Raw genomic sequence first — 26,124 nt, 5'->3', positions numbered from 1 at the left:
TACCTCAACCTTAGGGTGCCGTCGCCGGGGATACTTCCCGCAACAGCGCCTCTGCCTGCGCAATGACTGTATGGATCGCTTCCGCTTCAAGATCGGGCGGGTAGCCATATTTCTTGAGTATGCGGCGCACGAGCGTTCGCATTTTCGCGCGGGCGCTGACCTTTTTGTGCCAATCGATTGTCACCGACGCCCGCATGCTTTCAACCAGTTCAGAAGCGATGATCCTCAACTGCTCGTTTCCCATCGCTTCCACCGCGCTGTCATTCGCCGCGAGTGCGTCATAGAAGGCGAGTTCTTCCTGGGATAGTCCTAACTCGTCTCCGCGCGCCACCGACGCCCGGATGTCCTTGGCCATGTCGATCATGAACTGGATCATCTCGACCGTGGAAATGGCGTTTGCGTGGTAGCGGGCGACTGCTTCCTCAAGTCGCGCAAAGAACGTCCTGGCTTCAACGACGTTGGATTTCGACCGGCTTGTGATTTCGCCATTGATGAGCTTTTTGAGGGCTTCAAGCGCTAGGTTCTTGCGCTCCATTGTTTGGACCTCAGCTAGAAAAGCCTCGGACAAGATCGATATGTCGGGCGACTTGATGCCCGCAGCTTTCAGGACGTCCACGATCTCGGCATTGGCAACTGCAGCATTCATCAACTGGTCGATAGCGAAATTCTTGGCGCTGCTGGTCAGCTTGCCAGTTACAGACGTTTTCGAAAACGCAGCACGAACGGCCTGAAAGAACCCGATATCGTCGCGGACGGCTTTGGCATAATCGCTGGCCGATGCGAGGCCATAAGCAACACTGAGGGCCAGCACTGCATCATTGAACCGCCGCCGCGCCCTCTTCTTGCCTTCGATGGTCTCCTCGCGCTGTGACTGTTCATCGAGCCATTGGCCTATCCACTCGATTGCATCCGCGAGAGCCACAAGCCGTTGCTGAGGCGTGCCGGTGATGCCGAGCGAGTAGTCGTGCCCGTGAAACATCGCACGCACGATCTCGAACTGTTCCTTGAGCGCGGCAACGGCTTCTTCCTCATCAATGCCGGTCTTGGAGCGATCCGAGGCTGTGTATTGCCCCATCGCCTTCTGGAGGTTGCTGGCGATGCCGATGTAGTCGACAACCAGCCCGCCCGCCTTGTCCTTGAACACGCGGTTGACGCGAGCGATGGCCTGCATCAGCCCGTGGCCGCGCATGGGCTTGTCGATATACATCGTGTGCATCGCCGGGGCGTCAAAGCCTGTCAGCCACATGTCACGGACGATCACCAGCTTGAGCGGGTCATCAGGATTGCGGGCGCGCTTGGCCAGAAGATCGCGGCGGCGCTTGGGCCCGATATGCGGCTGCCAGTCCTCGGGATCGGAGGCCGACCCCGTCATCACGATTTTGATCGCGCCCTCTTCATCATCATCGGAATGCCAGTCTGGACGCAACGCTATGATGTGCTTGTAAAGTTCGACGCATATGCGGCGGCTCATGCAGACGGCCATTGCCCTGCCGCCGTTCATGCCTTCGATGCGGGTCTCAAGATGCTGAACCAGATCGGCAGCAATCTGCTTGAGGCGTTTGTCAGCGCCGACCAGACGCTCGATTGTCGTCCATTTGGCCTTTTGCTTTTCCTGTGCAGTTAAGTCTTCGTCTTCAAGGATTGCTTCTATCTCTGCATCGATCCGAGGCTTTTCCTCATCGTCCAGTTCAATGCGGGCAAGACGGCTCTCGTAGTAGATTGGCACCGTCGCCTTGTCCTCGACGGCTCGGGTGACGTCATAGATGTCGATGTAGTTGCCAAAGATCGCAGGCGTATTGACGTCATCGGCCTCGATGGGTGTGCCGGTGAACCCGATAAAGGAGGCGTTGGGCAGTGCCTGCCTGATATAGTGGGCAAAGCCATATCGCCGCTGACCGGTCTTTGTGTCGAGGCGCGCATCAAAACCATATTGGCTGCGATGGGCTTCATCGGCCATGACAATGACATTGCGCCGGTCAGTCAGTACCGGGAATGTCTCCTCGCCCTTCTCCGGCGAGAATTTTTGCACCGTCGTGAAAATCACTCCACCTGATGCGCGGTCGAGCAACTGCCGCAATTCGTCCCGGCTATTGGCCTGCTGTGGTGTCTGGCGGATCAAATCCTTGCACAGGCTGAAAGTGCCATAAAGCTGGTCGTCGAGATCGTTACGGTCGGTCAGCACAACGAGGGTGGGGTTTTCCAGCGCCTCCGAGCGCACGACCAGACCACCGAGAAAGGCCATGAGAAGGCTCTTACCCGATCCTTGCGTGTGCCAGATCACGCCGATCTTGCGGTCACCGTCGGGCCGCGAAGCCTCTACGGCACTGTCGAGTGCCTTTCGTGCGCCGTGAAACTGGTGGTACCCCGCGATGATCTTTATCGGCCCATCGCCGCGATCACCAAAGACTGTGAAATCCCGGATCAGCGCAAGGAACCGTTCGCGGTCAAACACCCCCCGCAACAGCGTTTCCATCTCACGGGGGCCGTGTGGTGTGAAATCGTCAGCAGCGCCGGTCGCGCTGCGCCAAGGCATAAACCGATCCTCATCGGCTGTCAGCGAGCCGATGCGTGCTAACATCCCATCGGATGCCACCATCACGGCATTGGTACGAAACAGACCGGGAATTTGCGACTTGTATGTCTGCAATTGGCGATAAGCGTTCTCGATGGTCGCCTGTTCATTACCTGCATTCTTGAGTTCTATGATCCCGAGCGGAAGCCCGTTGACGAAGACGATAATATCGGGCCGTCGCGTCCGGCGGTTCTCAGCCACAGTGAACTGGGTCGTGACAAGCCAGTCATTGTTCTCGCTGTCGTCAAAATCGATCAACCAGACTTTCGCACCACGAAACGCGCCATCCCCGGCAGCAAATTCGACGTCGATGCCCTCGGCTATCAGCTTATGGATGCGCCGGTTCTCTTCGATCAGGGAAGGCGTTTCGCTTCGGAGAACTTCCCGGATCGCGGCCTCTCGTGCCTCGGACGGCACATCGAGATTGATGCGGGCCACCGCGTCCGCCAGCACGCTCTCCAACACAACGTCTGCATAGGCCGTGCGGAGCGGAGCCGTGCCATCGGGCGCTATTTCGGTTGCGGGGCGGAAATCGTAACCAAGTTGGGTCAGGATCGCGACAGCAGCATCTTCGACAAGCGCCTCGGAAAAGCCAGTGTGGGAAAAGTTCGTCTCCGGCTGGATGTATTGAGTAACTTCGTCGCTCATATCCCCTCTGCGCGCCTAGCGCGTCCCTGCAACGCTGGCTAGCGCAGCCTTCAGCACTTGAAAGCAGACTTTTGCCGTATGTTCATCGGGTGCGAAGCCCGACGCCATCTGCTCGTAAGGATGAATATAGTTCCGGAAATCCCGCAATCCGTGACTGAATTTTTTGACGTCCAGCTTTAAAATTCCAACATCGCATGCGACGTCGATAAACTGAGACAACGTCCACTGATGATACGGTCTGACCTTGCCGTGCTCGTCTTTCGGGCTGGCAGACGATCTGTTAAACTTGACAGGATTGCTTTGTGCTACACCCAATAAAACACCTTCGAGCACGCTTCCGCACAAGAAGATGACCGAAAGACTAGCGCCCGCATTGAGTGCTTTCCGAGCCTCAGCCAAACGCGCCTGAATGATCGAAGCAACCATCGGTTCAACCGGTAGCCTGTCGAGATTGGGAATTGTGAATTCCCTCTCAAGGAACGCATCGACTGTTTCAGTCGTGGTGGTTATCGATCCACCCGATATTTTCGTGATGATCTCACTGCACTTTTCGAAAAGACGCTTATCGAGCGGCTTGTCATTCAGGTCGCAATCAACCTCATGGGCAGTGAGCATTTCATTGAGAACGGGCGCTACAATTTTGTCTGGCTCTTGCTCCCAGAATGCGCGCATCTTTTTCGCCTTGGAGGTCCCATAGGTCTGATATTTCCTGCCGTGAATATCGATGTTGTGGCGACCGAAGAACTCGCCATAGGTAGCATCGCTATAGTCGAGAACGTAGCCAGACGGCATGCCAAACAACTTTTCCAGATACCGTTTATCGATATCGGTCAAGCTGCTCATGCCGCGTCCTCCGCCAGCTTCTCGGCGTCGCGAAGGCGGATTTCACCGGACATCAGTTTGGGGAGCAACAAGTCGCGGGTGTTGGCGAGGGTTCGGACTTGCTCATTGTTTGCCGCAATCTTCTGCCGCAAATGTCCAGCGATGCTTTGAAACGCCCCTATGATCTCTGGCCCAACAATCGGAGTTTCGCACCGATAGGCATTGTTTCTATTCAGGCCGGGTACGGCGGCATCCGTGTTCATGTTGTGCAACCCCAATGTCTGCAACAGGTAGAAACAGTATGCCATTGGCCATTGGGACTTTACGAAGAATACGGTATCGATAGGATAGAAATCGCGGTCCTCCCAATAGAGACTTCCCACCGTGCCTTTACGGCCAACGATGATGGACGGTCCTTGAACAAGGGCAGTGTCATGCCAACCACCTATGCCACCGGAGCCATACACCGGGTAGGAGCCTTGGCGACGGTCCTTCTTATTCAAAGCCTTGCCATAGGCTAGTTCCAGAACATCTTCTAAATGCCCTAGCGTCCACCCCTCAGGCAGCCCGTTGTCCCCGAGCCGATCCGGGAACAGGTCGGCCAGTTCCTGCGCGCGGAAGGGATGGGTGACCACTCCACCCATGATGGCGAGAGGATCGGACGCGCCGTCGATCTTGCGGCGTGTGGGGCCGAAATCGACGAACCAGTCTCGAAAAATAGCCTGCGCCATCGCTTCGAGGGTTTCATTGGTGCGCCGGTTCAGTTCGATCTTGTCGTCGAGGGAGCCGAGGATGTCGGCTATCTCTATCTGCGCCGATAACGGCAGCCTTGGAACACGAAATCTCCCAATATCTCCAAGATTGACGTTGGGCTGAGCCGACTGAGCGACGCTGTTCAGCACGCTTTGCACGAATTTGGGATTGCGCAAGAAGTACGAAATATATGCTGGTGACGCCTTCTGAGGGTCCACTCGAAGAATTGCAACAGCTTGATTGGTGTTGGCTGGGAGCATTGCTGCTGTGGCCAATCCACATTTGCCAAGATGGACCCCGGCGATGGAATAGAGAATGTCGTGTTCTGCGATCTGTGACCTCTTGAGCATCTGGTGTGTTGCAAGATCCACAAATGCAAACTTGCCCGTATCGATACTTCCGTCATAGGCAAGGCTCTCAGACTTGATAAAGTTGATACCGTGCTCCGCAAAATGACCGCCAACGGTGGTCGGGGTCGTACCCTTCGTGATCAGGGTGCAAATTTCTTTCAAAGTGAACGTGTCAGGCATCGAGTTGCCCCAATGCCTGCGCAATCTCCTCCTCCAATGCCCGTCCCTCAACAAACTGAGCTTGCAGCTTTTCCCGTAGTTCTGCGAACTTCTCCTCGAACGGCACTCCATCATCTTCGGCGTCCGCCGCCCCAACATAGCGCCCCGGCGTCAGCACATGGCCATGTTGTCGTACCTCATCGAGTGTCGCTGATTTGCAGAAACCCGGTTCATCAGCGTAAGCCTCGGCATGATCCTTGTTGCGCCAACGGTGGTAGGTGTCCGCAATCGTTGCAATGTCGCCGGGCGAAAATTCCCGCCGCACCCGGTCCACCATGAAACCAAGCTTGCGCGCGTCGATAAACAGGATTTCGCCGCGTCGGTCGCGGTGACCATTTGCGCTTTTGTCCCGCGCCAGTATCCAGAGGCAGGCCGGAATTTGTGTCGAGTAGAACAACTGACCGGGAAGCGCCACCATACAGTCGACAGCGTCCGCCTCGATCATCGCTTTGCGAATTTCGCCTTCCCCCGACTGCTGAGATGACATTGAACCATTGGCAAGCACCACGCCCGCCGTCCCACGCGGGGCAAGGTGATGATATATATGCTGCAGCCAGCCGAAATTTGCGTTGCCCTTGGGCGGAGTGCCAAAGCGCCAACGTGCGTCCTCAGCCAACCGTTCGCCGCCCCAATCCGAGATATTAAACGGCGGGTTGGCCATGATGAAGTCGGCCTTCAAATCCGGGTGCTCGTCCCGATGAAAGCTGCCTTCGTTGTTCCATTTGATGTCGGCATCGATCCCCTGAACCGCGAGGTTCATTTTGGCCAGCCGCCAAGTGGTGTGATTGATCTCCTGCCCATAGACCGAGATCGCATCGCGCCGACCGCCGTGATCCTCGATGAACTTCTCCGATTGCACGAACATGCCGCCCGAACCGCAACATGGGTCATAGACACGCCCTTGGAACGGCTCGAGCATTTCCACCAGAGTGCGTACCACCGAACGCGGTGTAAAGAACTCACCACCACGCTTGCCCTCTGAACCGGCAAAGCCCGACAGGAAATACTCATAGACCCGCCCGAGAACGTCCCGTGCCTTGTCTGTGCTGTCGTGCATGCCGATGTTGGAAAAGAGATCAATCAACTCGCCAAGCATCGTCTTGTTGAGCGTGGGTCGAGCGTAATTCTTGGGCAAAACGCCCTTCAAGCCTTCATTTGAGGGTTCATTCTCGATGGCATCCATAGCCTGATCGATCAACAGCCCGATTTCGGGGCGCTTCGCATTTGCCTGCAAATGCGACCAGCGGGCTGTTTTCGGCACCCAGAAGACGTTGTCGCCGATGTATTCCTCCGGCTCCTCGGGATCAGCATTATCAATCTTGAGCAGTTTGGCCCGCTGAGCCTCGAAGGCATCAGATATGTATTTGAGAAAGATCAGCCCAAGCGCAACGTGCTTATATTCGCTCGGCTCCAGATTGCCCCTAAGCTTGTCCGCCGCCTTGAAAAGGTCAGCGGTAAAAGCAAGATCGCCATTGTTTTTGTTATTATCAGCCATAGGCCCCCCGATAGTCTCAGGCACCCTAGCCAGAAAAACTTGACGGTGCAAAGCAGATCGGGATGACGCTTGAACCCCGGTTCATCTGAACAGAGCGCCCCTGATTTACGGACACAGCGCGGACACATAAAAAAAGGACTAACCGCCATCTGGGTTAAGTCCTTGAAAATATTGGTTGCGGGGGCAGGATTTGAACCTGCGACCTTCAGGTTATGAGCCTGACGAGCTACCGGGCTGCTCCACCCCGCGCCAATGATGTCCATCACGTGTGCGGTGCGCCGGGCGAACCGCTTGGACGCCGCTTATATAGGGGCGCAAATTGCGTTTGCATACCCCTTGTGATCGCTTAGACGACATTTTTTTGACAGGTGCCGGCCACAGCCCGCTCATCCCCCAGATTGCACTTTCGCTCCGGTCCGGTTACACATGGGTCAGAGGTTCTGTCCCTTCCGTTTCTTTGCAATTTTCAAGCACTTTGGGTTTTCCACATGCAACAGCGCACGCTCGGCCGCACCGGCATTTCCGTGAGCCGGATTTGTCTCGGCACCATGACCTGGGGCGAACAGAACACCGAGGCCGAAGGCCATGCGCAGATGGACTATGCGCTCGATAACGGCGTCAATTTCCTCGACACCGCCGAGCTTTATTCCACTCCTGGCCGCGCCGAAACTCAGGGTTCGACCGAAACCATCATCGGCAACTGGTTTGCCGCCAATGGCCGCCGCGCCGATTGGGTGGTCGCCAGCAAGATTACCGGCCCCGGCCATGAATGGATTCGGAACGGACGTCCCATAGACGGCAAGGAAATCGTCCTCGCCCTGGACGCCAGCCTAAAGCGCCTCAGGACCGATTACATCGACCTTTATCAGCTCCACTGGCCCAACCGGAACCACTACAATTTCTCCAAATCATGGACCTTCGATCCCTATGGCCAAGACCCTCGTGTCGTAAGGGACAACATGGCTGAGGTGCTCGAAGCCCTCGATGCCCAGGTCAAGGCCGGTAAGATTCGCGCCATCGGCCTCTCCAACGAAACGAGCTGGGGCACGTCCGAATATCTCAAAATTGCCGAGGCTCACAGCCTGCCGCGGGTGGCGACCATCCAGAACGAGTACAATCTCCTCCGCCGCCATTTCGACCACGACCTCGCCGAAGTCTGCGCCTTTGAGGATATCGACCTGCTGGCCTACTCTCCGCTCGCGGCCGGGCTGCTCAGCGGCAAATATAATGATGGCAAAATGCCCGAAGGTACACGCGGCGCGCTCGGCGCCATGTGGCGACTCAATCCCCGATCCGAGGCTGCCACAAAGGCCTATATCGAGCTGGCGCAACAGCACAGCCTCGATCCCTGCCAGATGGCAATCGCCTGGTGTCTGACCCGCCCCTTCATAGGCTCGGTTATTATCGGCGCCACGTCCATGCAACAACTCAAGACCGATATCGACGCCCACTATCTGACCTTGTCGTCCGACGTGCTGGCCGGCATCGAAGGCCTCCATCGCCAGTATCCCAGCACGGTCGGCTGAGCGGACACATGCGGCCACCGGCGCCGCCTTGCAAGTGGCGTCCGTGCATGCTACGACTGAGTGACAAAATTCGTCATAGCGAATTATCATGCCTCGTCACTTCACGGCCGCCGATAACGAACTGATCCGGTCCCAGCTTCTCGCTGCCGGCCTTGCGCATTTCACCCAATATGGTCTACGCGGCATGCGCGTCGATGATGTCTGCAGGGACGTCGGAGTCGCCAAAGGCACCTTCTATAAATTCTTCGAGCATAAGGAGGCACTGTTTCTGGCCATCGCCGATCAGCGCGACCAGATGCACAAGGCCGAAACCCTCGCCTTCTTTGCCCAATGCGATGGCCCTGTCACCGACCGCGCGGGCCGGTTCTTCGATCTGCTGGTCGAAAAGCTCAGATCCGATCCCCTAGTCGCCATCGCCTCCGTCCCAGACGATTTTGCAGCGCTGCTGCGTAAAATGCCCCCCGAGCGCATGGCCCATGAGGAGGAAAAGGACCTCCTCTTCATCCAGGAATTCTGTGACGGGCTCCGATCCAAGGGTCTGATCGGACCGGTCGATCCGCACGATATCGCTGCCATCCTAACCCTTCTCGTCAGCCTGGTTCTGCAACAAAACCTTTTCAGCGCCAGCCAGTTTTCAGCCAGCTGCGCGCTGTTACGCGAGATGTTCGTCCAGAAATTGACGGCCACCGCGCCATGATCTCGGTTTCGGGGCTCACCTTCAGCTATAAGGGCGCGCCGGGCCCGGCCCTCAACGGCGTCTCCCTTACGGTCCCCGAAGCCTCGGTCTATGGCCTTTTGGGACCGTCGGGCTCTGGCAAGTCGACCACCCAGAAAATCCTCATGGGCCTGCTGGTGGGCTTTGGCGGCACAGCAACGGTTTTCGGCGAAGCGCCCGCTCATTCGGGGCGTAGTTTTTACGAACGCATCGGCGTGAGCTTTGAATTGCCGGCGCTATATGGCCGGCTCACCGCGCGCGAGAACCTCGCTCTTTTCGCAGCGCTTTTTGCCGATGCACCGCTGTCACCAGATACGGTTCTCGATATGGTCGATCTGCGCGATGCCGCCGATCAAAGGATCGAGACCTTTTCCAAGGGTATGAAGATGCGGCTCAATCTCGCCCGTGCCCTGCTCAACGATCCCCCGTTGCTGTTTCTGGACGAGCCAACCACCGGGCAGGACCCTGCCCGCGCCCGCACCACGCGCCATCTCATTGCCCGACTCCGCGACCGCGGCAAGACGGTGTTTCTCACCACCCACAACATGAGCGAAGCCGCCGAAATCTGCGATACCGTCGGCTTTCTTGTCGATGGCCGCATAGCCTTGGAAGGCCGCCCCGCAGAACTTATGGCGCAGTTTGGAAAGCCCGAGCTTGTGGCCACTGCCCGTCGCAATGGCGCACTGACAACCGAGCATTTCGCCATGGAGGGGCTGGCAGGCAATGCCGCCTTCCAAGACCTGTTGCAAACCGGTGATATCGTTTCGCTCCACACGCGCGAAGCCAGCCTTGACGATATTTTTGTTGCCGTAGCCGGCGGCGGCAAATGAGTGCGCTCCGTGCCCTTTTGGTCCACGATCTGCGGCTGCAATACCGTTACGGCATTCACGCCGCATACGGCACGGTCATCGCGCTCTACGCCGCGCTCCTCTTTTTCGCCGGCCCATACCTGCCCGCCTGGGTGCTGGCGTTGGTAATCTTTTCCGATCCTTCAGCGCTGGGCTTTTTCTTCCTTGGCGGACTCATGCTGCTGGAAAAGGGCGAAGGGATCCGTGCCGCGCTGGCCATCTCCCCAGTCTCTGCTCGCACCTATCTGCTGGCCAAAACCATAACACTCACCGCATTGGCGCTGGCCGCGGTCATCGTTCTTACGCTGGCAAAATCGGGGTCCGTGAATTGGCCGCTGCTTGTGACCGGCGTCACCCTCACCTCTATGTTTTACATTGGAATCGGTGTGCCCATCGCCCTGCGCTTCAACTCCGTCAACGCCTACCTCCTCGGCTCGGCACTGTTTCTGGCCCCGGCGCTTGCCCCCTCGGGACTGGCGCTTCTCGATCCCCTGCCTGCAGTCCTGCTCGTTTTCCCTCCCGTGGCACAGTTCCTGTTGATCCTCGCAGCCCTGGGCCATGGCAGTGCCACAGGCCCTAACCTGGGGCTCGCGCTCGCTTCCGCCGCGCTCGCAGCCACCGCCGCGCTCTATTACGCCCACCGCGCCCTCGAAACCGAATTGGGCAGAAAATGAGCGCCTTCTCCCCAAAAACCATGGCCAGCCTGTTGCGCGCCGACGCACTCAATGTGTCGCGTGACCCCATGCTCATGATCGGCATCGTCATGAGCATGCTGCCCGTTCCGTTGATCGTGGTCTTCGGTCCGCTGGCCGAAACCGCGGCATCCGAAACATTCGGGATTACGGGCATGGCCCGATTGCTCGGCGCCCTTGCCGTCCTCATGCCCGGAGCCATGCTTGGCTGGGTCACCGGCTTCATGCTGCTTGACGACCGCGACGAGGCCGTCTTGATGGTACTCGAAACCACCCCTATTGGCCGGAACGGCATTATCGCCTACCGCCTCGTCGTAACAATCGTGCTCACTGTGATCGTTTCAGTCAGCATCGGATTTTTCGTGTTGCCCGCCCTGCTTTGGACAACGCCGTTTCTGATGGCGATCATAGCTGCGGGTCATGCCGTTCTCTCGGCCCTTTTCCTTCTCGCCTTTGCCGCCAACAAGGTCGAGGGCCTCGCCCTGACCAAGCTCATCAATCTGGCTCTGCTCGCGCCCCTGGCCGCGCTGTTTGCCCCGCCCTGGCGCTACTTGGCCGCCATTGTGCCCGCCTTCTGGATCGGCGAAATGACCGGAATTTCGCCTACTGCCCTCTCCCCGCTTCCTGCAACGGTCATTTCCCTTGCCACCACCGTCCTGTTTGTCATGTTCCTGCTGCGGTGTTTGGACCGCCGCGCCGACTGATGCAATTCATCAGGCATCAGAACGTCCCCGGAGAAAGCCGGAGCCCATACACCTTTCCACCCGCACGGCTCAAATCCTGATTCCCCTTGCGATGATTTGCTGTCGCCACGACGCAACGCAGCGGTTATCGTCTGACCAAAAGGCATGGGAGTGATGATTTGGTGCAGATAAACGGCTTTGCGCTTTTCGCGTCCATGCTTCCGCTTTTGGCGCTCTATTCCTACGGCCTAGCGTCCAGATTGCTGGACCGCAGCCGCCCTTCGCTGTCGGCATTGATGAACGAGCAGCGGTTCAACTGGGTCACCCAGGCATCGCGCCGCGATACACCGCTCGATGCAATCCTGTCGGGCAATATTATGAGCTCGGTCTCGTTTTTTGCGTCGACTACCGCGCTGTTGATCCTCGCGCTCTTTACAGTCATCGGGCAGTTGCAGGAATTCTTGCCCGCGCTATCATCCATCACCTTCGGTCCCGCCTATTCCGAGGTCGATCTGCAGCTCCACAATGTCGTCTTGCTGTTCTTGTTCGTTTACGCGTTTCTTGCGTTCACCCTGTCACTGCGCCAGTTCAACCACTTCTGCATCCTTATCGGCGCGCTCGATCACGCCAAGCCCGCTCCGCCCGAAGAAATAAGAACCATAGCGCGGATCAACGCCATGGCTGCCCAGCGCTTCAATTCGGGCATCCGGTCCTATTACTTCGCCATTCCCATGGTGGCGTGGTTCGTTTCAAGCTGGCTGGCCATTATTGTCACCATCGGAACGATCGGCCTCTTGCTCCATCGCGAATATTTTTCCAACGCCCGTTGGCTCGTCGCCCGCATCACGCCGCACTGAAAACCGCAACGGCCGAACCGACGACAAAAGGAAACGCCCTATGAAACCGCTGGCCATTGCCGCCATCTTGTTGATCGCCCTGCCCGCCACCGCGCAGGATGCGACGACTTTCACCACCGCCGACGCCGATCTGATGACCGGCTGCATTGCCGAACTTTCCGATCCCAAACGCGCCGCCGAGAACCCGCAGGAGGTCCGCAGGCAGACCCAATGCGTTGGTGCCGCTTCCAATGTGTGCATGGACACTGAGGAGGATGGCTATACAACAATTGGCATGGTCGAGTGCATGGCGCGAGAAACCGCCTGGTGGGACAGCCAACTCAACGCCAATTACACAAGGCTCCAGCAAACCCTCGAAACCGATCTGTTCTCCACGCTTCAACAAGCCCAGAGGACCTGGATTACCTATCGCGATCAAAGCTGCGGTTTCGAGTATGGCATGTGGGGCAACGGCTCCATGCGCTCCATTGCTCACGCAAGCTGCATGCTCGATGAAACCGCCCGGCGCGCCGAAACGCTTTCAAATTACCTCAACCCCGAGGGATAAAGCATAAATGTCCGCCAAGTTGTGTGGACAGTTAGGAGATCACTATGAACAACGACGCCGACCACCCCTGGTTTCGCCCCATGTGGCGCCGCGTCCTGGTGGTTGTCATTCCTGCGATTATCGCCGCCGTTGACATCTATCACGGCAATTTCGGCTGGGCGCTGATCTTTGGCGGGTTGGCCGCTTATGCTGTCTATATTTTCTTTATCGCCTGGAACAAGAGCAAGCCTGAAGCACCAAAGGCGCCGGACGACACAGGGGAGTGAACACCGTTCTGCACGCCTGCGACGAAAGCTGACGTTGACAATCACCTTTGGGATCGTATGTATAGGGCAAACCTGAGTGTAGCCCTCACATTGCGTTAGCCATGCTTGTTTGCCAGTGCAACCTGATATCGACAACTGACATCGAGGACATCGTCGTCGACATTCTCGACGAGGATCCTTGGCAGCTTGTCGTGCCTGCCCACATCTATCGCGAGTTGGGCAAGCGCGGACAATGTTGCGGTTGCGTGCCAAACATTGTGGACATTATCGGCAAGGTCACCGAAACTTATCACCTCAAACTGGCCGGGAACGCCGCCAATCTGGTAGACGTTAGGTCCAGAATGAAAACCCTGCGCAAGTCCACGCGCCAAGGAGGTGAAAGTGAAAGGCGACGCAAAGATCATCGAGCGGCTTAACGAAGCGCTCTTTCTCGAACTGGGGGCCATAAACCAGTATTGGGTTCACTATCGCCTGCTCGACGATTGGGGCTTCAAACGCCTCGCGGAAAAGGAGCGGGCCGAATCCATCGAAGAGATGCATCACGCCGACAAGCTCATCGATCGCATCATCTTCCTTGAGGGCCATCCCAATCTTCAGCGCGTCGCACCCTTGCGCATCGGCCAGAACATCAAGGAAGTGCTCGAGGTCGATCTGGCCGGCGAACTCGACGCCATCGCGTCTTACCGCGAGAGCCGCAAGATCTGTAACGACCTCGGCGACTACGTCACCCAGCGCCTGTTCGAAGAGTTGCTGACCGATGAGGAAGGCCACACCGACTTCCTCGAAACCGAACTCGACCTCCTCGACAAGATCGGCGTGGAAAAATACGGCCAGCTCAACGCCAAGCCAGCCAACGAAGCCGACTAGAGCAAAGTTTCAGTGCACGATTTCAGCCCCTGCGACCACATGCGTCGCGGGGGCGTTTTCATGCCATGTCATCAAGGTGTCAATGTTTCGCAATCTTGTGGTCCCGTTCGCCTTGGTCCACCGCTTTTGCCGCCATGTTGACCTCGTGGTGCCGGCATGGAAAGATTTTGGCGCTTGAGGCGTCCATTGCCGATAATTTCGCTTTTCAGGGATCGCGCTTGCCTGTAATGCGGAAATTGACCTTTTTATGCCTAGCGGTCGGGTCCGCGCGCGGGGTTTGATCCTCGTACTCGATTGGTGAAGCGGCGAAGGGAGTGCCGTGTGGTTGACGCCGCCAAGAGGTAACTCCGGAGCAGTCGCACGACATTGTCACCATCTCTTTTTCTTATCGGAAGGGGACCTCCGTCACTATGCACAAGCCATTGATTTTCCTCAGTGTTACCGCCTCCCTGCTGGCCACCTCGGCCGTTGCACAGGACCAGACTGTCAATATCTACAACTGGTCCGACTACATCGCCGAAGACACGCTCGAAAAGTTCACCGCCGAGACAGGCATCGCCACCAATTACGACGTCTTCGACTCCAATGAGATCGTCGAAGCCCGCCTGCTGGCCGGCTCATCGGGCTACGATGTTGTTGTTCCGTCAGGCTTTTTCCTTGAGCGCCAGATTCCGATAGGCCTATTCCAGACGCTCGACAAGTCCAAGATCCCGAACCTCGAAAACCTCGACCCCGCCATCATGGCCATCGTCGATGCCCACGATCCCGGCGCTCAATACTCGGTCCCCTACATGTGGGGTACAACCGGCATTGGCTACAACATCGGCGCGATCACCGAACGTCTGGGCGAAGACGGCCCGCTTCAAAGCTGGGACCTGCTCTTTGACCCCGAAATCGCCGCCCAGCTTGCCGATTGCGGCATCTCGATCCTGGACGCCCCGGTCGAAATGGTCGCCGCCGCGCTCAACTATCTCGGCCTTGATCCCAACTCCGAAGCCCCTGAGGATCTCGAAGCAGCCGAGCAGCTGATCGGCTCGATCCGTCCCTATATCCGCTCCTTCCACTCCTCCCAGTACATCTCCGATCTCGCCAATGGTGAAATCTGTCTGGCCGTGGGGTATTCCGGTGACATTTTCATCGCCGCCGATCGTGCCGCCGAGGCCGACCAAGGCATTGAGATTGCCTACGTTATTCCCGAAGAGGGCGCCTCGATCTGGTTCGATATGATGGCCATTCCCGCCGATGCGCCGAACCCTGAAGCGGCTCACGCCTTCATCAACTTCATCCTCGAGCCCCAGATCGCTGCCGACATCACCAACTATGTCTGGTACGCCAACCCCAATGCGGCCGCCGACGAACTCGTCGACCCCGAAGTTCTTGGGGATCCGGCGATCTATCCGACTGACGAAGTGATGGCCAATCTCTTCCCGCTCAAGGCCCGCTCACCGTCATATGACCGGCTTTTGACCCGCGCCTGGACTCGGATCAAGACCGGGGTCTGAGCGACCAAACTTGCATGGCAGGGCACATTGTGGTGCCCTGCCAATTCCGTTGTTCGGGGATGGGGAAATCCTCTTTTGAAAAAGCCTCAGATCGCCGCCGATGCGCGCCCCTGGCGTGATGCGGGCGCCAAACCGTTTGTGCGCATTCGCAACGTCACAAAGACATTCGGCGACGTTTACGCCGTCGACGATGTGTCTCTCGACATCTACAAGGGTGAACTCTTCTGCCTGCTCGGAGGATCGGGCTCGGGCAAGTCGACACTTTTGCGCATGCTGGCCGGGTTCGAATCGATCACCACGGGCTCCATCGAGATCGACGGTCAGGACATGGCCAATGTCCCTCCTTATCAGCGCCCCATCAACATGATGTTCCAGTCCTATGCGCTCTTTCCGCATATGAGTGTTGAAAACAACATCGCCTACGGCCTCAAGCGTGAGGGGATGGCGCGGTCCGACATTTCTGACCGTGTCGCAGAGCTTTTAAAGCTCACCCGTCTCGAGCCCTTCGCCAAACGCAAGCCGCACCAGCTTTCGGGCGGCCAGCGCCAGCGCGTCGCTCTGGCGCGCTCACTGGCCAAGCGCCCCAAGCTGCTCCTCCTTGACGAGCCCCTCGGCGCGCTTGACAAGAAGCTGCGCGAAGAAACCCAGTACGAACTGGTCAAGATCCAGGAGAGCCTTGGCGTTACCTTCATCGTGGTGACCCACGATCAGGAAGAAGCCATGACACTTTCGACCCGCATCGGGGTGATGAACGACGGCAAGATCGCCCAGATCGGTGAACCACAGGAGATCTACGAGTTCCCAAACTCCCGCTTCGTTGCCGGGTTCGTCGGATCAGTTAACATGTTCGAAGGGGTGGTCACAGAAGACGAGGACGATCACATCCGTATCGATGCCTCGGTCGAGGCCGGTTGCGATATCTATGTCTCTCACGGTGTCGATTGCGCGCCCGAACAGACCCTCTGGTACGCCATCCGACCAGAAAAGATGGTGCTGTCGCGCGAACGCCCCGATGGTGATGCCAACGTCACCCATGGGCTGGTTGAGGACGTGGCTTATCTCGGTGACATGAGCGTCTTCCGCATCGTGCTCGACAGCGGCAAGCGCATCCATGTCTCGCAGACCAATGTCTCACGCTATGATCCGGAATCCATCAGCTGGGACGAAAAGGTCTTCATCTCCTGGGAGCCCGATGCCGGGGCGGTGCTGACCTCATGAGCACGGGCGGTCTCACATCTCCCCGGCGCAGGGCGTGGACATTCATCACCAACGGTCTGCGCCGGCTGGGGATTTCCGGACGCAGCGCGGTAATTCTGGGCCCCTCCCTATGGCTGGCGATATTCTTCCTGATCCCGTTGCTCGTCGTCTTCAAGATCGCTCTCAGCGCTTTTGCGCTGGGCCAGCCGCCCTATCTGCCCATGTTCATCTGGGGTGCCGACGAATCCCTGTCCATCACGCTGCATTTTTCGAACTTCCTGTTCATCCTGCAGGACGCGCTGTACGCCAACGCCTACATCAATTCGGTTCGCATCGCGGCGATCTCGACGGTCATCTCGTTGGTCCTCGCCTACCCCATGGCGTGGTTCATTGCGCGGTCCGACGACAAATACCGCAACCTGCTGCTCATGCTCGTCATCCTTCCCTTCTGGACGTCATTTCTTTTGCGGGTCTATGCGTGGATGGGATTTCTGGGCCGCAACGGCATCATCAACAACGCTCTGATCGGGCTCGGCATCACCGATGAGCCGATTACCATGCTTCAGACCGAAGGGGCTGTGTTTGTGGGTATCGTCTATACCTACCTGCCCTTCATGATCCTCCCGATCTACACTGCGCTGGTCAAACTCGATCAGAGCCTTATCGAAGCCTCTGCCGATCTCGGTGCGCGGCCCTTCATGACATTCCTGACCATAACGCTTCCACTTTCGATGCCCGGCGTCATTGCCGGCTCAATGCTGGTCTTTATCCCCGCCATCGGTGAATTCGTCATCCCCTCGCTGCTGGGTGGTGCCGATACGTTGATGATCGGACGCGTGCTTTGGGACGAGTTCTTTGCCAATCGAGATTGGCCGGTCGCTTCGGCCGTCGCCATCGTTATGCTGGTGATCCTCGTGGTCCCGATCATGCTCCTCAGCCGTGCGCAAAACGCCGTTGTGGAGAAAGAGGCATGAGGCGCGGATATTTCACCATCATCATAGCGATCATCGGATTTGTGTTCCTCTATGCGCCGATCGTCTCGCTTGTTGTGTTCTCGTTCAACGAAAGCCGGTTGGTCACGGTGTGGACCGGATTTTCCCTGCGTTGGTACGCATCGCTGTTCAATGACTCGCAGGTGGTGGCCGCTGGGCTCTTGAGCCTGCAGATTGCCGCTGTCAGCGCCACCATTGCCACAGTGCTCGGCACGCTGGCCGGTATCGCTCTCACCCGGATCGGAACGTTCCGCGGCAAGACGGCGCTGACCGGCATGGTCTCGGCGCCTCTTGTCATGCCCGAAGTGATCACCGGCCTTTCGTCCCTCTTGCTGTTTGTGTCCATGGAAGCGCTGATCGGCTGGCCCGGCGGTCGCGGCTTTACGACAATTACTATCGCCCACTCCACCTTCTGCATGGCCTATGTCACCGTCGTCGTCCGCTCGCGCCTCGTGGATATGGACCGCTCGCTCGATGAAGCGGCGATGGACCTGGGCGCAACGCCCTTGCGAGTGTTCTTCGATATTACCTTGCCCATCATCGCCCCGGCGCTTATTGCGGGCTGGCTTCTGGCTTTCACGCTCTCTCTGGACGATTTGGTGATCGCGAGCTTTGTTTCAGGGCCGGGGTCGTCCACGCTGCCCATGGTGATCTTCTCGAAAATCCGCCTCGGCGTTTCGCCAGACGTCAACGCGCTCGCCACCATCATCATCGCAATCGTTGCCATCGGTGTTGTCGCCGCCACCATTATCGGTGCTCGCCGTCAGTCCAATGCTTGAGCGAAAGTCCTCTTATGTCTGCCACTGCTCGGCCTCAGGTTTCGGCCCTCTCGTCCTCGCGCATCCGCGACATCGCCAATGCCGGCATGGGCCGAACCGACATCGCCGCATTCTGGTTCGGCGAGGGAGATGAAGTAACGCCACCCTTCATCCGCGAAGCAGCCCAAAAGGCATTGGCCGAGGGTGAAACCTTCTATGTCCACAATCTTGGCCTACCGCAACTACGCGAGGCCGTTGCTTCTTATGAAAGCAAGCTGCAAGGCATAGCGTCCAGTCTCGAGCGGATCGCCATCACCGGTTCGGGTGTCTCGGCCCTGATGATTGCAAACCAGCTCATCGTCTCGCCTGGAGACAGGGTGGTTGTCATCACCCCCATCTGGCCAAACATCGCCGAAGCACCACGGCTTTTGGGAGCCGACATCGTTCGCTTTCCCTTGAGCGTTGTCGATGGCAAATGGTCGCTGGACCTCGACCGATTGCTCGACACGATCACCCCCGAAACACGAATGGTGATCGTCAACGCCCCCAACAACCCCACCGGGTTCACTCTCGATGAGGAAACGCAAAAGGCGATCCTTGAGCATTGCCGCAGGCACGGCATCTGGGTTCTGACCGACGAGGTTTACGAACGACTTGTTTTTGATGGCAGCAATGCCGCCCCCTCCATGCTCCGACATGCCGAACCTCAAGACCGTATCATTCGCGTCAATTCCTTTTCCAAGTCCTGGCGCATGACCGGCTGGCGATTGGGTTGGCTGACCCTTCCTCAGGCAATAATGCCCGACGTGCCGAAAGTCATTGAGTACAACACCTCCTGTGCCCCATCGTTCATCCAGAAGGGCGGTCTGGCTGCGCTGACTGATCCAAGGGGCGAGGAAACCATCGCCGCGCTCAAGTCCGGCCTGGCAGCGTCTCGCTACACTCTGCTGGATGGCCTGTCACAAATGGGCCGCATCGACATTCCCGATGCCGGTGGCGCCATGTACGCTTTTTTCCGCATCGACGGTGAGCGGGACGATATGGCAACCGCCAAAGCCCTTGTCGCCGACTACGGGCTGGGCCTGGCGCCTGGTAGCGCCTTCGGACCTGAAGGGGAAGGATGGTTGCGCTGGTGCTTTGCCGCAAAGCCCGAAAAAATCGCTGTTGGACTTGAGCGCCTGGAGCGCTTTCTTAAACGCTAGCGAATCCGGATCGAGACTGTGTGGTCGTCGAGAAACGCCAGCACGTCCTCAAGTACCCCATATCGCCAGCGGAGCGGCATCGCCAATGACACGAGCGTATCGGCGTGATTGCCCCCTTCATAGACTTTGAGCGAAACGTCGACCCCGTTCTCGGTCATCTTTTCGGCCAATGCCACCGAATTGCGCAGAAAAACCGTCTCGTCCTTGTCTCCATGGCCCAGAAGCACCGGTGGCAGGCCTCCCGACACGAGATTGACCGGCTGGGTCTGCTCGGGCTGCGGAAAATCGCCGAACGCATTCTGGGATTGCGAGACGTCGAACGGGTAGAAGTCATACGGCCCCGACAGGCCCACTATGGCCCTGACATTTGAAACATCGACCCCGAACTCGGGATCGAGTGCCAACATCATGACATTGTAGGCTCCCGCCGAATGCCCCATGAGAACCATTCGGCCCGGATCCCCACCATAGCTTCCAATGGCGTCGGCGATCCATTGGACGGCCAACCCGTTGTCGGCGATGAAATCGGGAAACACGACCTCAGGCACCAACCGATAGTCGGCAATGACCGTCACATATCCGCGTGCTGCCAGAGCCCGACCGACAAAGCCGTACTCTTGCTTGTCACCGGCTTCCCAACCGCCGCCATAGCTGAAATAGATGACCGGAAGCCCGGTTTCATCATTGGCAGGCCGATAGATGTCGAGCTTTTGCCGCGGGTGAACACCGAACGGCATATTGCGCTCGACTGTAACGCCGCCATCCTTGGGCACCAGTGCGTTGAAAATGCCGACGGGCGAAAACGCATTAGCAATTCCGAAAAGTCCCGAAATTGCCACCAAAATAAGTACTCCCGCCCATACAAGGGCACGCGTTTTAAGACCCATGCCTCTTGTTACGTTTGAAGGGGGCACATGGTTTCATGCGTTCTGGCTCCAAAACGGTTCGATGCCCTCAAGCGTCAAGCGCACCCAGGCTGGCGAAAAAGTTCACAACGTCATCAAGAACCGGCGCGCGCCAGCGCAGCATCGCGCCCAGAGCCGTAACGATCTCCATATGCCCAATCCCGTCGTAATAGCGCTCATCAACCGGCACGTTGTTTTCGCGCAATTTGGCGGCCAATGCCGTCGTGTTATCGGTCTTGACGATCAGATCGAGATTTCCCGCTGCCAGAAACATTGGCGGCGCCGATGGCGTCACAAGCCGAACCGGCTGTGTGCCCTCAGGGTTGGGCGCATAGCCGAATGCCTCGCGCACTTCGTTGAATTCAAACGGATAGAAATCATAGGGCCCCGCAAGCCCGGCAATGCCGCGAACCTTGAGCGTCGATCCCGCCTCACGCAGAAAGGTGGGGTCGAGACCTAGCATCACTGCATTGTAGGCCCCGGCCGAATGGCCGGCCAGAAACAGCTTGTCGGGATTGCCCCCGAAAGTGGTGATGTTGTCCTCGACCCATTTGGCCGCAACCGCAATGTCATAGAGGAAGGCGGGATAGGTGACCTCCGGTACCAACCGGTAATCGGCAATGACCGTAACAAAACCCCGCGATGCAAGTGCGCGCCCTACGAAATCATATTCCCAGCGCTCTCCCCGACTCCAGCCGCCGCCATAGATGAACATCACGACCGGCGCGTTGCCCTTGGGGTTCTGTTGCACATAGACATCGAGCTTGCCACGCGGTCCGCCAGCATAGGCGATACCATCCCCCATTTTCATGACGCCGCCATCGACCGCCGTGGGCAGATTGAACGGATCCATGAGGGAAACGGCCTGCGCTGCGCTAGGAAACAGGCCTCCGGCCAGCGCAAACGCACCAGCAGTGCCCATAAAATGGCGACGTGAAACTTTCATTGCAGCCGTGATGATTTGGAGAAACTGTATCGATTTCCTGTCCTGCCGCACGATCACGACCAATTTTGGACAGGATGGGGGCAAGCTTAGCCACAGCGCTTAATGAAGTCTTACCGTCCAACCACCGGGCGCATCATCTCAAAGACCGACGTTACCTCCACATAGTCGCCACGATAGCCGCACCGGGCAATTGTCCCTGCCTTTTCAATATCAAAGAGTCCATCGGTGAGGTAATCGGCGTCGATATGGACCCGCACCACCTGCCCGATCACAAGTTCGGGCGCCAGCCGGTTTCCATCCAGATCCACGAGCGGCTTGATTTCGAGCAGCTTGCATTCAAAGCTTGCCGGCGCGCCGTCAACCCGCGGTGGCTCCACGACATTCGAGGTTAGCTTTTCCAGCCCGGCTTCTTCGAACTCGTCGACATCCGGAGCAAAAGTACCCGAGCTTATGTTCATCGCCTCGGCTTGGCGCCGGGTGGCCAGATTATAGACAAACTCACCCGTCGCTTCGATGTTGTTCACGGAATCCTTGCGTCCCTCACTCCCGAAAATCAGGATCGGGGGCGCCGAGCAGAACATGTTGAAGAAACTGTAGGGCGCGAGGTTAGCGCGACCTTCCTTATCGATTGAAGACACCCAGCCGATCGGTCGCGGCGCTATGATTGCCTTGATCGGATCATGGGGCAGCCCATGGCCCTGCGCCGGATCGTAGGAGTGGAAGCGTGGCATGGTTCTAACCTCGTCTGATGGCGCCTTTGCTACCCGCATTAATCGGGTTTGCCGCCATTGCCAACAGCACTAACGTGCCGCTCGCACGTGCCGGCGCGATTCGTCGGAGTGAACAAGGGCCGACAGACATGCTCGCCGCAATTCGCCAGTTCAATCTTACAATTTGGCTTGTGATCCTCTCGACATTTGCGGGCCGGTTCGCGCTGTTCATGATCTGGCCCTTTCTGGCCATCCTTCTGTATCGGAAGTTCGGTCTCAATGAATTTGAAGTCGGTCTCTTTCTGGCTCTGGCCACTGCTGCTGGCGTCATTTTCGGCTTCTATGTCGGGTATCTCTCTGAATAGCCCCTAGATTTCTGGACGCCTTCTTCCCTAAATTTGAGGCAAGGAGGCCATGATGCGGTCTGGCAATTTCAGTGATGAGTTCAAGCGTGATGCGGTCGCGCAGATTACCGAGCGGGGATACCCCGTTGCGGAGGTTTCGAAGCGTCTCGGCGTGAGCCCGCATTCGCTCTATGCTTGGAAAAAGAAGTTCTCTAAGCCCTCGGGATCGGACGATGTGGATCAAACAGCAGAGATCCGGCGACTGAAGAAGGAACTGGCGCGCGTCACCGAGGAGCGCGACATCTTAAAAAAAGCCACCGCGTATTTCGCCAAGGATGCAAAGTGAGATACGCGTTCATTGCCGAGCATCGCCAGCAGTTCACGGTTCGGGCAATGTGCCGTTGCCTGCGCATCCGACCCAGCGGTTTCTACGCGTGGCTGAAGAATCCGCTGAGCAAGCGGGCGTTGGAAGATGCACGTCAGACGGAGCTCATCAGCAATGCCTGGAAGGAAAGCGGCAGGGTCTATGGCTACCGCAAGCTCCATGACGACCTTCTCGATCAGGGAGAGACCAGTTGTGCCAACCGCATTGCTCGTCTTGCGAGGCTTGCCGGGATCAAGGCGCAGATCGGCTACAAGCGACGGCCCGGCTCCTATGGCGGCAGGCCCTCGATCGTGGTCGACAATACCTTGGCCCGCCAGTTCGATGTGGAGGCTCCAGACAGGGCGTGGGTGACCGACATCACCTACATCAGAACCCAGGAAGGCTTTGCCTATCTGGCCGTTGTCATCGACCTGTTCTCACGTCGTGTCATCGGCTGGTCAATGCACAGCCGCCAGACAACCGACGTCGTGTTGCAGGCTTTGCTCATGGCAGTGTGGCGTCGAAAGCCCAAGAACAAGGTCCTGATTCATTCCGACCAGGGTTCCCAGTTCACCAGCATGGACTGGGCAGCATTTCTCAAGCATCACAATCTTGAGCATTCAATGAGCCGACGGGGGAATTGCCACGACAACGCTGTGGCAGAAAGCTTCTTCAATCTGCTCAAGCGTGAGCGGATACGGCGCAGAACCTATCGAACACGCCAAGAGGCAAGGCAGGACGTGTTCGACTACATCGAAATGTTCTACAACCCAAAACGAAAGCACGTCCGGAACGGGATGCTGTCACCCGTCGAGTTCGAACGACAGCAGGAAAACTAACCCGAGGGTGTCCACGAAACTCGGGGCTATTCACTCCGACAAGCTCGGCCGCAGGAAAATAATGTCCGTCGGTCTGGCTCTTTCAGTCCTCGCAATGATTATTCTGGGCACCGCCGACAGCCTCGCTCTGCTGTTTGCCGGCACACTGCTGCAGGCATTCGCACGCCCCATGGTCGAAGACCCCGGTCGCGCGCTGATGACAGACATGGTCGAGGACCGCGAGGTCAAGGATATGGCTCTGCACGTACGCTATTTCGCACTCAATGTCGGCGCCGCCCTTGGGCCGATGCTCGGTGCGGCCGCGGGCCTGACAGGTCAACAGACGACATTTTTGCTGGTCGGCGCGATCTATGCGGCCTATCTCGCCGCAGCGGCAGTGGTATTCAATATCGAGCGCCCGCTAAAGGGATCGGCGATGGCCGGCAATTTCACGCTCGGTGACGTCATAAACGTTTTGCGGCGAGACAGCGCATTTGTGCTCTTTGTTATTGCCGGGCTGCTCGCTTCAGTTGCCTACGGCCAGATCGACGCGGGTCTCGTGCAGTATCTTCAACAGCAGTCCGTCGTCGATATCGCCACTCTGTACGCGTTTCTGATCGGGACCAACGCGACCACCATCGTCATCTTTCAGTTTCCACTGCTCAAGCTGACGGCCGGAATATCCCCGTTCCTGCGTGCCATGATCGGTGTCGCCTTGTTCGCCGCAGGATTTCTTGGCTTTGCGCTAACGCCGGTCGATCCGCCCTATGCACTGCTCGCCGCCATGGTCGTTCTCAGCCTTGGCGAGGCCATCCTGTTTCCCACAATGAGCATCATCATCGACCGCCTGGCCGTGCCTGAAATGAAGGGCAGTTATTTTGGCGCCTTTTCATTCAGCGTCTTCGGCTTTGCGCTCGCACCGCTCGTCGGTGGCGGGCTGCTCTACTGGTTTGGTGGCTTCGTGCTCTGGGTCGTTATGGCCCTGCTTGCCGTGATTGTTTCGTTGTTGTTTTTGCTTGCCAACGGCTTTTCATCTCGAACAGCTTGATGTCGGGCAACCGGAGCGCACCTTGGGATGCGCACTTCCCCCTGACGGCTCTCTGCGTTTTTGGGCGTGTTTTGCTTTCTTTTTCACTGGTCCTTTTCTGGTGTGCGTCTGGTTTTTTGTTTGTGGTGCGTTTGGTTTTTTGAACGCAAGAAGCCCCCGGAGCATTTCTGCTTCGGGGGCTTTTGTTGTTTTGTATTGAGAAGGGTTTTGACAGGCTTGTTAGATCTGGCGGCGACCTACTCTCCCGTGCCTTAAGACACAGTACCATTGGCGCTGAAGTGTTTAACGGTCGAGTTCGGAATGGGATCGGGTTCTGGGCACTTCGCCATAGCCACCAGATCAAACAAACCTGTCTGTTGTATTTCGTGAACTGGTCTTTTGATGATCTTCAGCACCTGGTGCTGCGATTATAGGTAAATGAGAACGATCAAGCCGATCGAGCTATTAGTACTGGTAAGCTTCACACATTGCTGCGCTTCCACACCCAGCCTATCAACGTGGTGGTCTTCCACGGCTCTGATAGGGAATACTGGTTTTGAGGGAGGCTTCCTGCTTAGATGCTTTCAGCAGTTATCCCGTCCGAACTTAGCTACCCTGCACTGCGGCTGGCGCCACAACAGGTCCACCAGAGGTTCGTCCATCCCGGTCCTCTCGTACTAGGGACAGCTCCTCTCAATATTCCAACACCCACGGCAGATAGGGACCGAACTGTCTCACGACGTTCTAAACCCAGCTCACGTACCACTTTAAACGGCGAACAGCCGTACCCTTGGGACCTGCTCCAGCCCCAGGATGTGATGAGCCGACATCGAGGTGCCAAACGATGCCGTCGATAAGGACTCTTGGGCATCATCAGCCTGTTATCCCCGGCGTACCTTTTATCCGTTGAGCGATGGCCCTTCCACGCGGGACCACCGGATCACTATGACCGACTTTCGTCTCTGCTCGACTTGTCAGTCTCGCAGTCAGGCAGGCTTATGCCATTGCACTCAACGACCGATTTCCGACCGGTCTGAGCCCACCATCGCGCGCCTCCGTTACTCTTTGGGAGGCGACCGCCCCAGTCAAACTACCCACCACACGCTGTCCCGGGTACTGTTATACCGCGGTTAGACATCCATGACGATAAGGGTGGTATCTCACATTGCGGCTCCACGAGAACTGGCGTTCCCGCTTCAAAGCCTACCACCTATTCTGCACATGCCGACACGAATGCCAGCGTGAAGCTATAGTAAAGGTGCACGGGGTCTTTCCGTCTGACCGCAGGAACCCCGCATCTTCACGGGGAATTCAATTTCGCTGAGTCGATGCTGGAGACAGTGGGGAAGTCGTTACGCCATTCGTGCAGGTCGGAACTTACCCGACAAGGAATTTCGCTACCTTAGGACCGTTATAGTTACGGCCGCCGTTTACCGGGGCTTCAATTCAAGGCTTGCACCTCTCCTTTTAACCTTCCGGCACCGGGCAGGCGTCAGACC

24 protein-coding genes, 1 tRNA gene and 2 rRNA genes (1 of these 27 only partly in view) are annotated in these 26,124 nt (G+C 57.6%); 17 read left to right on the top strand and 10 right to left on the bottom strand.

The features are described 5' to 3' along the window. Positions 1-10: 10 nt before the first annotated feature. From OF122_RS03575 to OF122_RS03555, 5 genes are all read right to left on the bottom strand, one after another. Positions 11-3,220, bottom strand: a complete 3,210-nt coding sequence (locus OF122_RS03575; protein WP_264226471.1) for a type I restriction endonuclease subunit R — start codon at positions 3,218-3,220, stop codon at positions 11-13. A gap of 15 nt (positions 3,221-3,235) precedes the next feature. After that, on the bottom strand, positions 3,236-4,063 hold the full coding sequence (locus OF122_RS03570; RefSeq protein ID WP_264226470.1) for a hypothetical protein: 828 nt from the start codon (positions 4,061-4,063) through the stop codon (positions 3,236-3,238). Continuing rightward, entirely contained in the window at positions 4,060-5,325 is a 1,266-nt protein-coding gene (locus tag OF122_RS03565; RefSeq protein ID WP_264226469.1) for a restriction endonuclease subunit S, read from the bottom strand. The genes OF122_RS03570 and OF122_RS03565 overlap by 4 nt, the downstream gene beginning before the upstream one ends. Beyond that, entirely contained in the window at positions 5,318-6,859 is a 1,542-nt protein-coding gene (locus OF122_RS03560) for a class I SAM-dependent DNA methyltransferase (protein ID WP_264226468.1), read from the bottom strand. The genes OF122_RS03565 and OF122_RS03560 overlap by 8 nt, the downstream gene beginning before the upstream one ends. Before the next feature lie 172 nt (positions 6,860-7,031). Further along, positions 7,032-7,108, bottom strand: a tRNA-Met gene (locus tag OF122_RS03555). A gap of 239 nt (positions 7,109-7,347) precedes the next feature. Here OF122_RS03555 and OF122_RS03550 point away from each other — a divergent pair. The 14 genes from OF122_RS03550 to OF122_RS03485 all read left to right on the top strand — a co-directional run bounded on the left by OF122_RS03550 (position 7,348) and on the right by OF122_RS03485 (position 19,511). After that, entirely contained in the window at positions 7,348-8,385 is a 1,038-nt protein-coding gene (locus OF122_RS03550) for an aldo/keto reductase (protein WP_264226467.1), read from the top strand. 88 nt (positions 8,386-8,473) lie between these two features. Further along, positions 8,474-9,082, top strand: a complete 609-nt coding sequence (locus tag OF122_RS03545; protein ID WP_264226466.1) for a TetR/AcrR family transcriptional regulator — start codon at positions 8,474-8,476, stop codon at positions 9,080-9,082. After that, complete coding sequence (locus OF122_RS03540) at positions 9,079-9,930, top strand: ABC transporter ATP-binding protein (RefSeq protein WP_264226465.1); 852 nt, start codon at positions 9,079-9,081, stop codon at positions 9,928-9,930. Before OF122_RS03545 ends, OF122_RS03540 begins: the two co-directional genes overlap by 4 nt. Next, positions 9,927-10,622 carry an ABC transporter permease gene (locus tag OF122_RS03535; protein ID WP_264226464.1) on the top strand — a complete coding sequence of 232 codons (696 nt, stop codon included), beginning with the start codon at positions 9,927-9,929 and terminating at the stop codon, positions 10,620-10,622. The genes OF122_RS03540 and OF122_RS03535 overlap by 4 nt, the downstream gene beginning before the upstream one ends. Continuing rightward, on the top strand, positions 10,619-11,344 hold the full coding sequence (locus OF122_RS03530) for a hypothetical protein (protein WP_264226463.1): 726 nt from the start codon (positions 10,619-10,621) through the stop codon (positions 11,342-11,344). Before OF122_RS03535 ends, OF122_RS03530 begins: the two co-directional genes overlap by 4 nt. 161 nt (positions 11,345-11,505) lie before the next feature. Then, entirely contained in the window at positions 11,506-12,180 is a 675-nt protein-coding gene (locus OF122_RS03525) for a DUF599 domain-containing protein (protein WP_264227591.1), read from the top strand. Between the two features lie 40 nt (positions 12,181-12,220). After that, the gene (locus OF122_RS03520) at positions 12,221-12,727 is read left to right on the top strand and encodes a lysozyme inhibitor LprI family protein (protein WP_264226462.1); all 507 of its coding nucleotides are present in this window, start codon (positions 12,221-12,223) and stop codon (positions 12,725-12,727) included. Positions 12,728-12,771: 44 nt separating this feature from the next. Continuing rightward, the gene (locus OF122_RS03515; protein ID WP_264226461.1) at positions 12,772-12,993 is read left to right on the top strand and encodes a hypothetical protein; all 222 of its coding nucleotides are present in this window, start codon (positions 12,772-12,774) and stop codon (positions 12,991-12,993) included. Positions 12,994-13,374: 381 nt separating this feature from the next. Further along, on the top strand, positions 13,375-13,860 hold the full coding sequence (bfr, locus tag OF122_RS03510; RefSeq protein ID WP_264226460.1) for a bacterioferritin: 486 nt from the start codon (positions 13,375-13,377) through the stop codon (positions 13,858-13,860). Between the two features lie 410 nt (positions 13,861-14,270). Next, positions 14,271-15,362 (top strand): polyamine ABC transporter substrate-binding protein, encoded by a 1,092-nt coding sequence (locus tag OF122_RS03505; RefSeq protein WP_264226459.1) that lies wholly within the window; start codon positions 14,271-14,273, stop codon positions 15,360-15,362. A gap of 75 nt (positions 15,363-15,437) precedes the next feature. Further along, positions 15,438-16,580, top strand: a complete 1,143-nt coding sequence (locus OF122_RS03500) for an ABC transporter ATP-binding protein (RefSeq protein ID WP_264226458.1) — start codon at positions 15,438-15,440, stop codon at positions 16,578-16,580. After that, the gene (locus OF122_RS03495; protein WP_264226457.1) at positions 16,577-17,533 is read left to right on the top strand and encodes an ABC transporter permease subunit; all 957 of its coding nucleotides are present in this window, start codon (positions 16,577-16,579) and stop codon (positions 17,531-17,533) included. Before OF122_RS03500 ends, OF122_RS03495 begins: the two co-directional genes overlap by 4 nt. Further along, positions 17,530-18,330, top strand: coding sequence for an ABC transporter permease subunit (locus OF122_RS03490; protein ID WP_264226456.1), 801 nt, complete (start codon positions 17,530-17,532; stop codon positions 18,328-18,330). Before OF122_RS03495 ends, OF122_RS03490 begins: the two co-directional genes overlap by 4 nt. A gap of 14 nt (positions 18,331-18,344) precedes the next feature. Continuing rightward, a complete protein-coding gene (locus tag OF122_RS03485; RefSeq protein ID WP_264226455.1) occupies positions 18,345-19,511 on the top strand; it encodes a pyridoxal phosphate-dependent aminotransferase in 1,167 nt (388 codons plus the stop codon). On the opposite strand, the gene OF122_RS03480 is transcribed toward OF122_RS03485, so the two are convergent. From OF122_RS03480 to OF122_RS03470, 3 genes are all read right to left on the bottom strand, one after another. Next, a complete protein-coding gene (locus tag OF122_RS03480) occupies positions 19,508-20,350 on the bottom strand; it encodes an alpha/beta hydrolase (RefSeq protein ID WP_264226454.1) in 843 nt (280 codons plus the stop codon). The genes OF122_RS03485 and OF122_RS03480 overlap by 4 nt on opposite strands. Before the next feature lie 115 nt (positions 20,351-20,465). After that, positions 20,466-21,362, bottom strand: coding sequence for an alpha/beta hydrolase (locus OF122_RS03475; protein WP_264226453.1), 897 nt, complete (start codon positions 21,360-21,362; stop codon positions 20,466-20,468). A 110-nt stretch (positions 21,363-21,472) separates the two neighbouring features. Further along, positions 21,473-22,093: a flavin reductase family protein gene (locus tag OF122_RS03470; protein WP_264226452.1), complete on the bottom strand. Its 621-nt coding sequence runs from the start codon at positions 22,091-22,093 to the stop codon at positions 21,473-21,475. Between the two features lie 128 nt (positions 22,094-22,221). Between OF122_RS03470 and OF122_RS03465 the strand changes: the two genes are divergently transcribed. The 3 genes from OF122_RS03465 to OF122_RS03455 all read left to right on the top strand — a co-directional run bounded on the left by OF122_RS03465 (position 22,222) and on the right by OF122_RS03455 (position 24,646). Then, positions 22,222-22,437, top strand: coding sequence for a hypothetical protein (locus tag OF122_RS03465; protein ID WP_264226451.1), 216 nt, complete (start codon positions 22,222-22,224; stop codon positions 22,435-22,437). Positions 22,438-22,489: 52 nt separating this feature from the next. Then, a protein-coding gene (locus tag OF122_RS03460; RefSeq protein ID WP_264224916.1) for an IS3 family transposase occupies positions 22,490-23,619 on the top strand; the annotation gives its coding sequence in 2 pieces (ribosomal slippage) (positions 22,490-22,733 and positions 22,733-23,619; 1,131 coding nt in all). A 7-nt stretch (positions 23,620-23,626) separates the two neighbouring features. Next, positions 23,627-24,646 (top strand): MFS transporter, encoded by a 1,020-nt coding sequence (locus OF122_RS03455; RefSeq protein WP_264226450.1) that lies wholly within the window; start codon positions 23,627-23,629, stop codon positions 24,644-24,646. A 223-nt stretch (positions 24,647-24,869) separates the two neighbouring features. Here the strand turns inward: OF122_RS03455 and rrf are convergent. Next, positions 24,870-24,985, bottom strand: a 5S ribosomal RNA gene (rrf, locus tag OF122_RS03450). Between the two features lie 84 nt (positions 24,986-25,069). Beyond that, positions 25,070-26,124: ribosomal RNA gene (locus tag OF122_RS03445) — 23S ribosomal RNA — on the bottom strand; it runs 1,675 nt beyond the window's last position.

Source organism: Pelagibacterium flavum (assembly GCF_025854335.1).
In the GTDB taxonomy this organism is placed as follows: Bacteria; Pseudomonadota; Alphaproteobacteria; order Rhizobiales; family Devosiaceae; genus Pelagibacterium; species Pelagibacterium flavum.
Note: the sequence above shows the minus strand (reverse complement) of the source record. Positions and strands in the feature narration are given on the sequence as shown.

Bases quoted from the DNA above. Each gene is read 5' to 3' on its own strand.
- OF122_RS03465 (WP_264226451.1), top strand. From the start codon at position 22,222: ATGCTCGCCGCAATTCGCCAGTTCAATCTTACAATTTGGCTTGTGATC.
- OF122_RS03495 (WP_264226457.1), top strand. From the start codon at position 16,577: ATGAGCACGGGCGGTCTCACATCTCCCCGGCGCAGGGCGTGGACATTC.
- OF122_RS03475 (WP_264226453.1), bottom strand. From the start codon at position 21,362: ATGAAAGTTTCACGTCGCCATTTTATGGGCACTGCTGGTGCGTTTGCG.
- OF122_RS03535 (WP_264226464.1), top strand. From the start codon at position 9,927: ATGAGTGCGCTCCGTGCCCTTTTGGTCCACGATCTGCGGCTGCAATAC.
- OF122_RS03540 (WP_264226465.1), top strand. From the start codon at position 9,079: ATGATCTCGGTTTCGGGGCTCACCTTCAGCTATAAGGGCGCGCCGGGC.
- OF122_RS03550 (WP_264226467.1), top strand. From the start codon at position 7,348: ATGCAACAGCGCACGCTCGGCCGCACCGGCATTTCCGTGAGCCGGATT.
- OF122_RS03490 (WP_264226456.1), top strand. From the start codon at position 17,530: ATGAGGCGCGGATATTTCACCATCATCATAGCGATCATCGGATTTGTG.
- OF122_RS03560 (WP_264226468.1), bottom strand. From the start codon at position 6,859: ATGGCTGATAATAACAAAAACAATGGCGATCTTGCTTTTACCGCTGAC.
- OF122_RS03530 (WP_264226463.1), top strand. From the start codon at position 10,619: ATGAGCGCCTTCTCCCCAAAAACCATGGCCAGCCTGTTGCGCGCCGAC.
- OF122_RS03520 (WP_264226462.1), top strand. From the start codon at position 12,221: ATGAAACCGCTGGCCATTGCCGCCATCTTGTTGATCGCCCTGCCCGCC.
- OF122_RS03570 (WP_264226470.1), bottom strand. From the start codon at position 4,063: ATGAGCAGCTTGACCGATATCGATAAACGGTATCTGGAAAAGTTGTTT.
- OF122_RS03515 (WP_264226461.1), top strand. From the start codon at position 12,772: ATGAACAACGACGCCGACCACCCCTGGTTTCGCCCCATGTGGCGCCGC.
- OF122_RS03485 (WP_264226455.1), top strand. From the start codon at position 18,345: ATGTCTGCCACTGCTCGGCCTCAGGTTTCGGCCCTCTCGTCCTCGCGC.
- OF122_RS03545 (WP_264226466.1), top strand. From the start codon at position 8,474: ATGCCTCGTCACTTCACGGCCGCCGATAACGAACTGATCCGGTCCCAG.
- OF122_RS03470 (WP_264226452.1), bottom strand. From the start codon at position 22,093: ATGCCACGCTTCCACTCCTACGATCCGGCGCAGGGCCATGGGCTGCCC.
- OF122_RS03505 (WP_264226459.1), top strand. From the start codon at position 14,271: ATGCACAAGCCATTGATTTTCCTCAGTGTTACCGCCTCCCTGCTGGCC.
- OF122_RS03575 (WP_264226471.1), bottom strand. From the start codon at position 3,220: ATGAGCGACGAAGTTACTCAATACATCCAGCCGGAGACGAACTTTTCC.
- OF122_RS03565 (WP_264226469.1), bottom strand. From the start codon at position 5,325: ATGCCTGACACGTTCACTTTGAAAGAAATTTGCACCCTGATCACGAAG.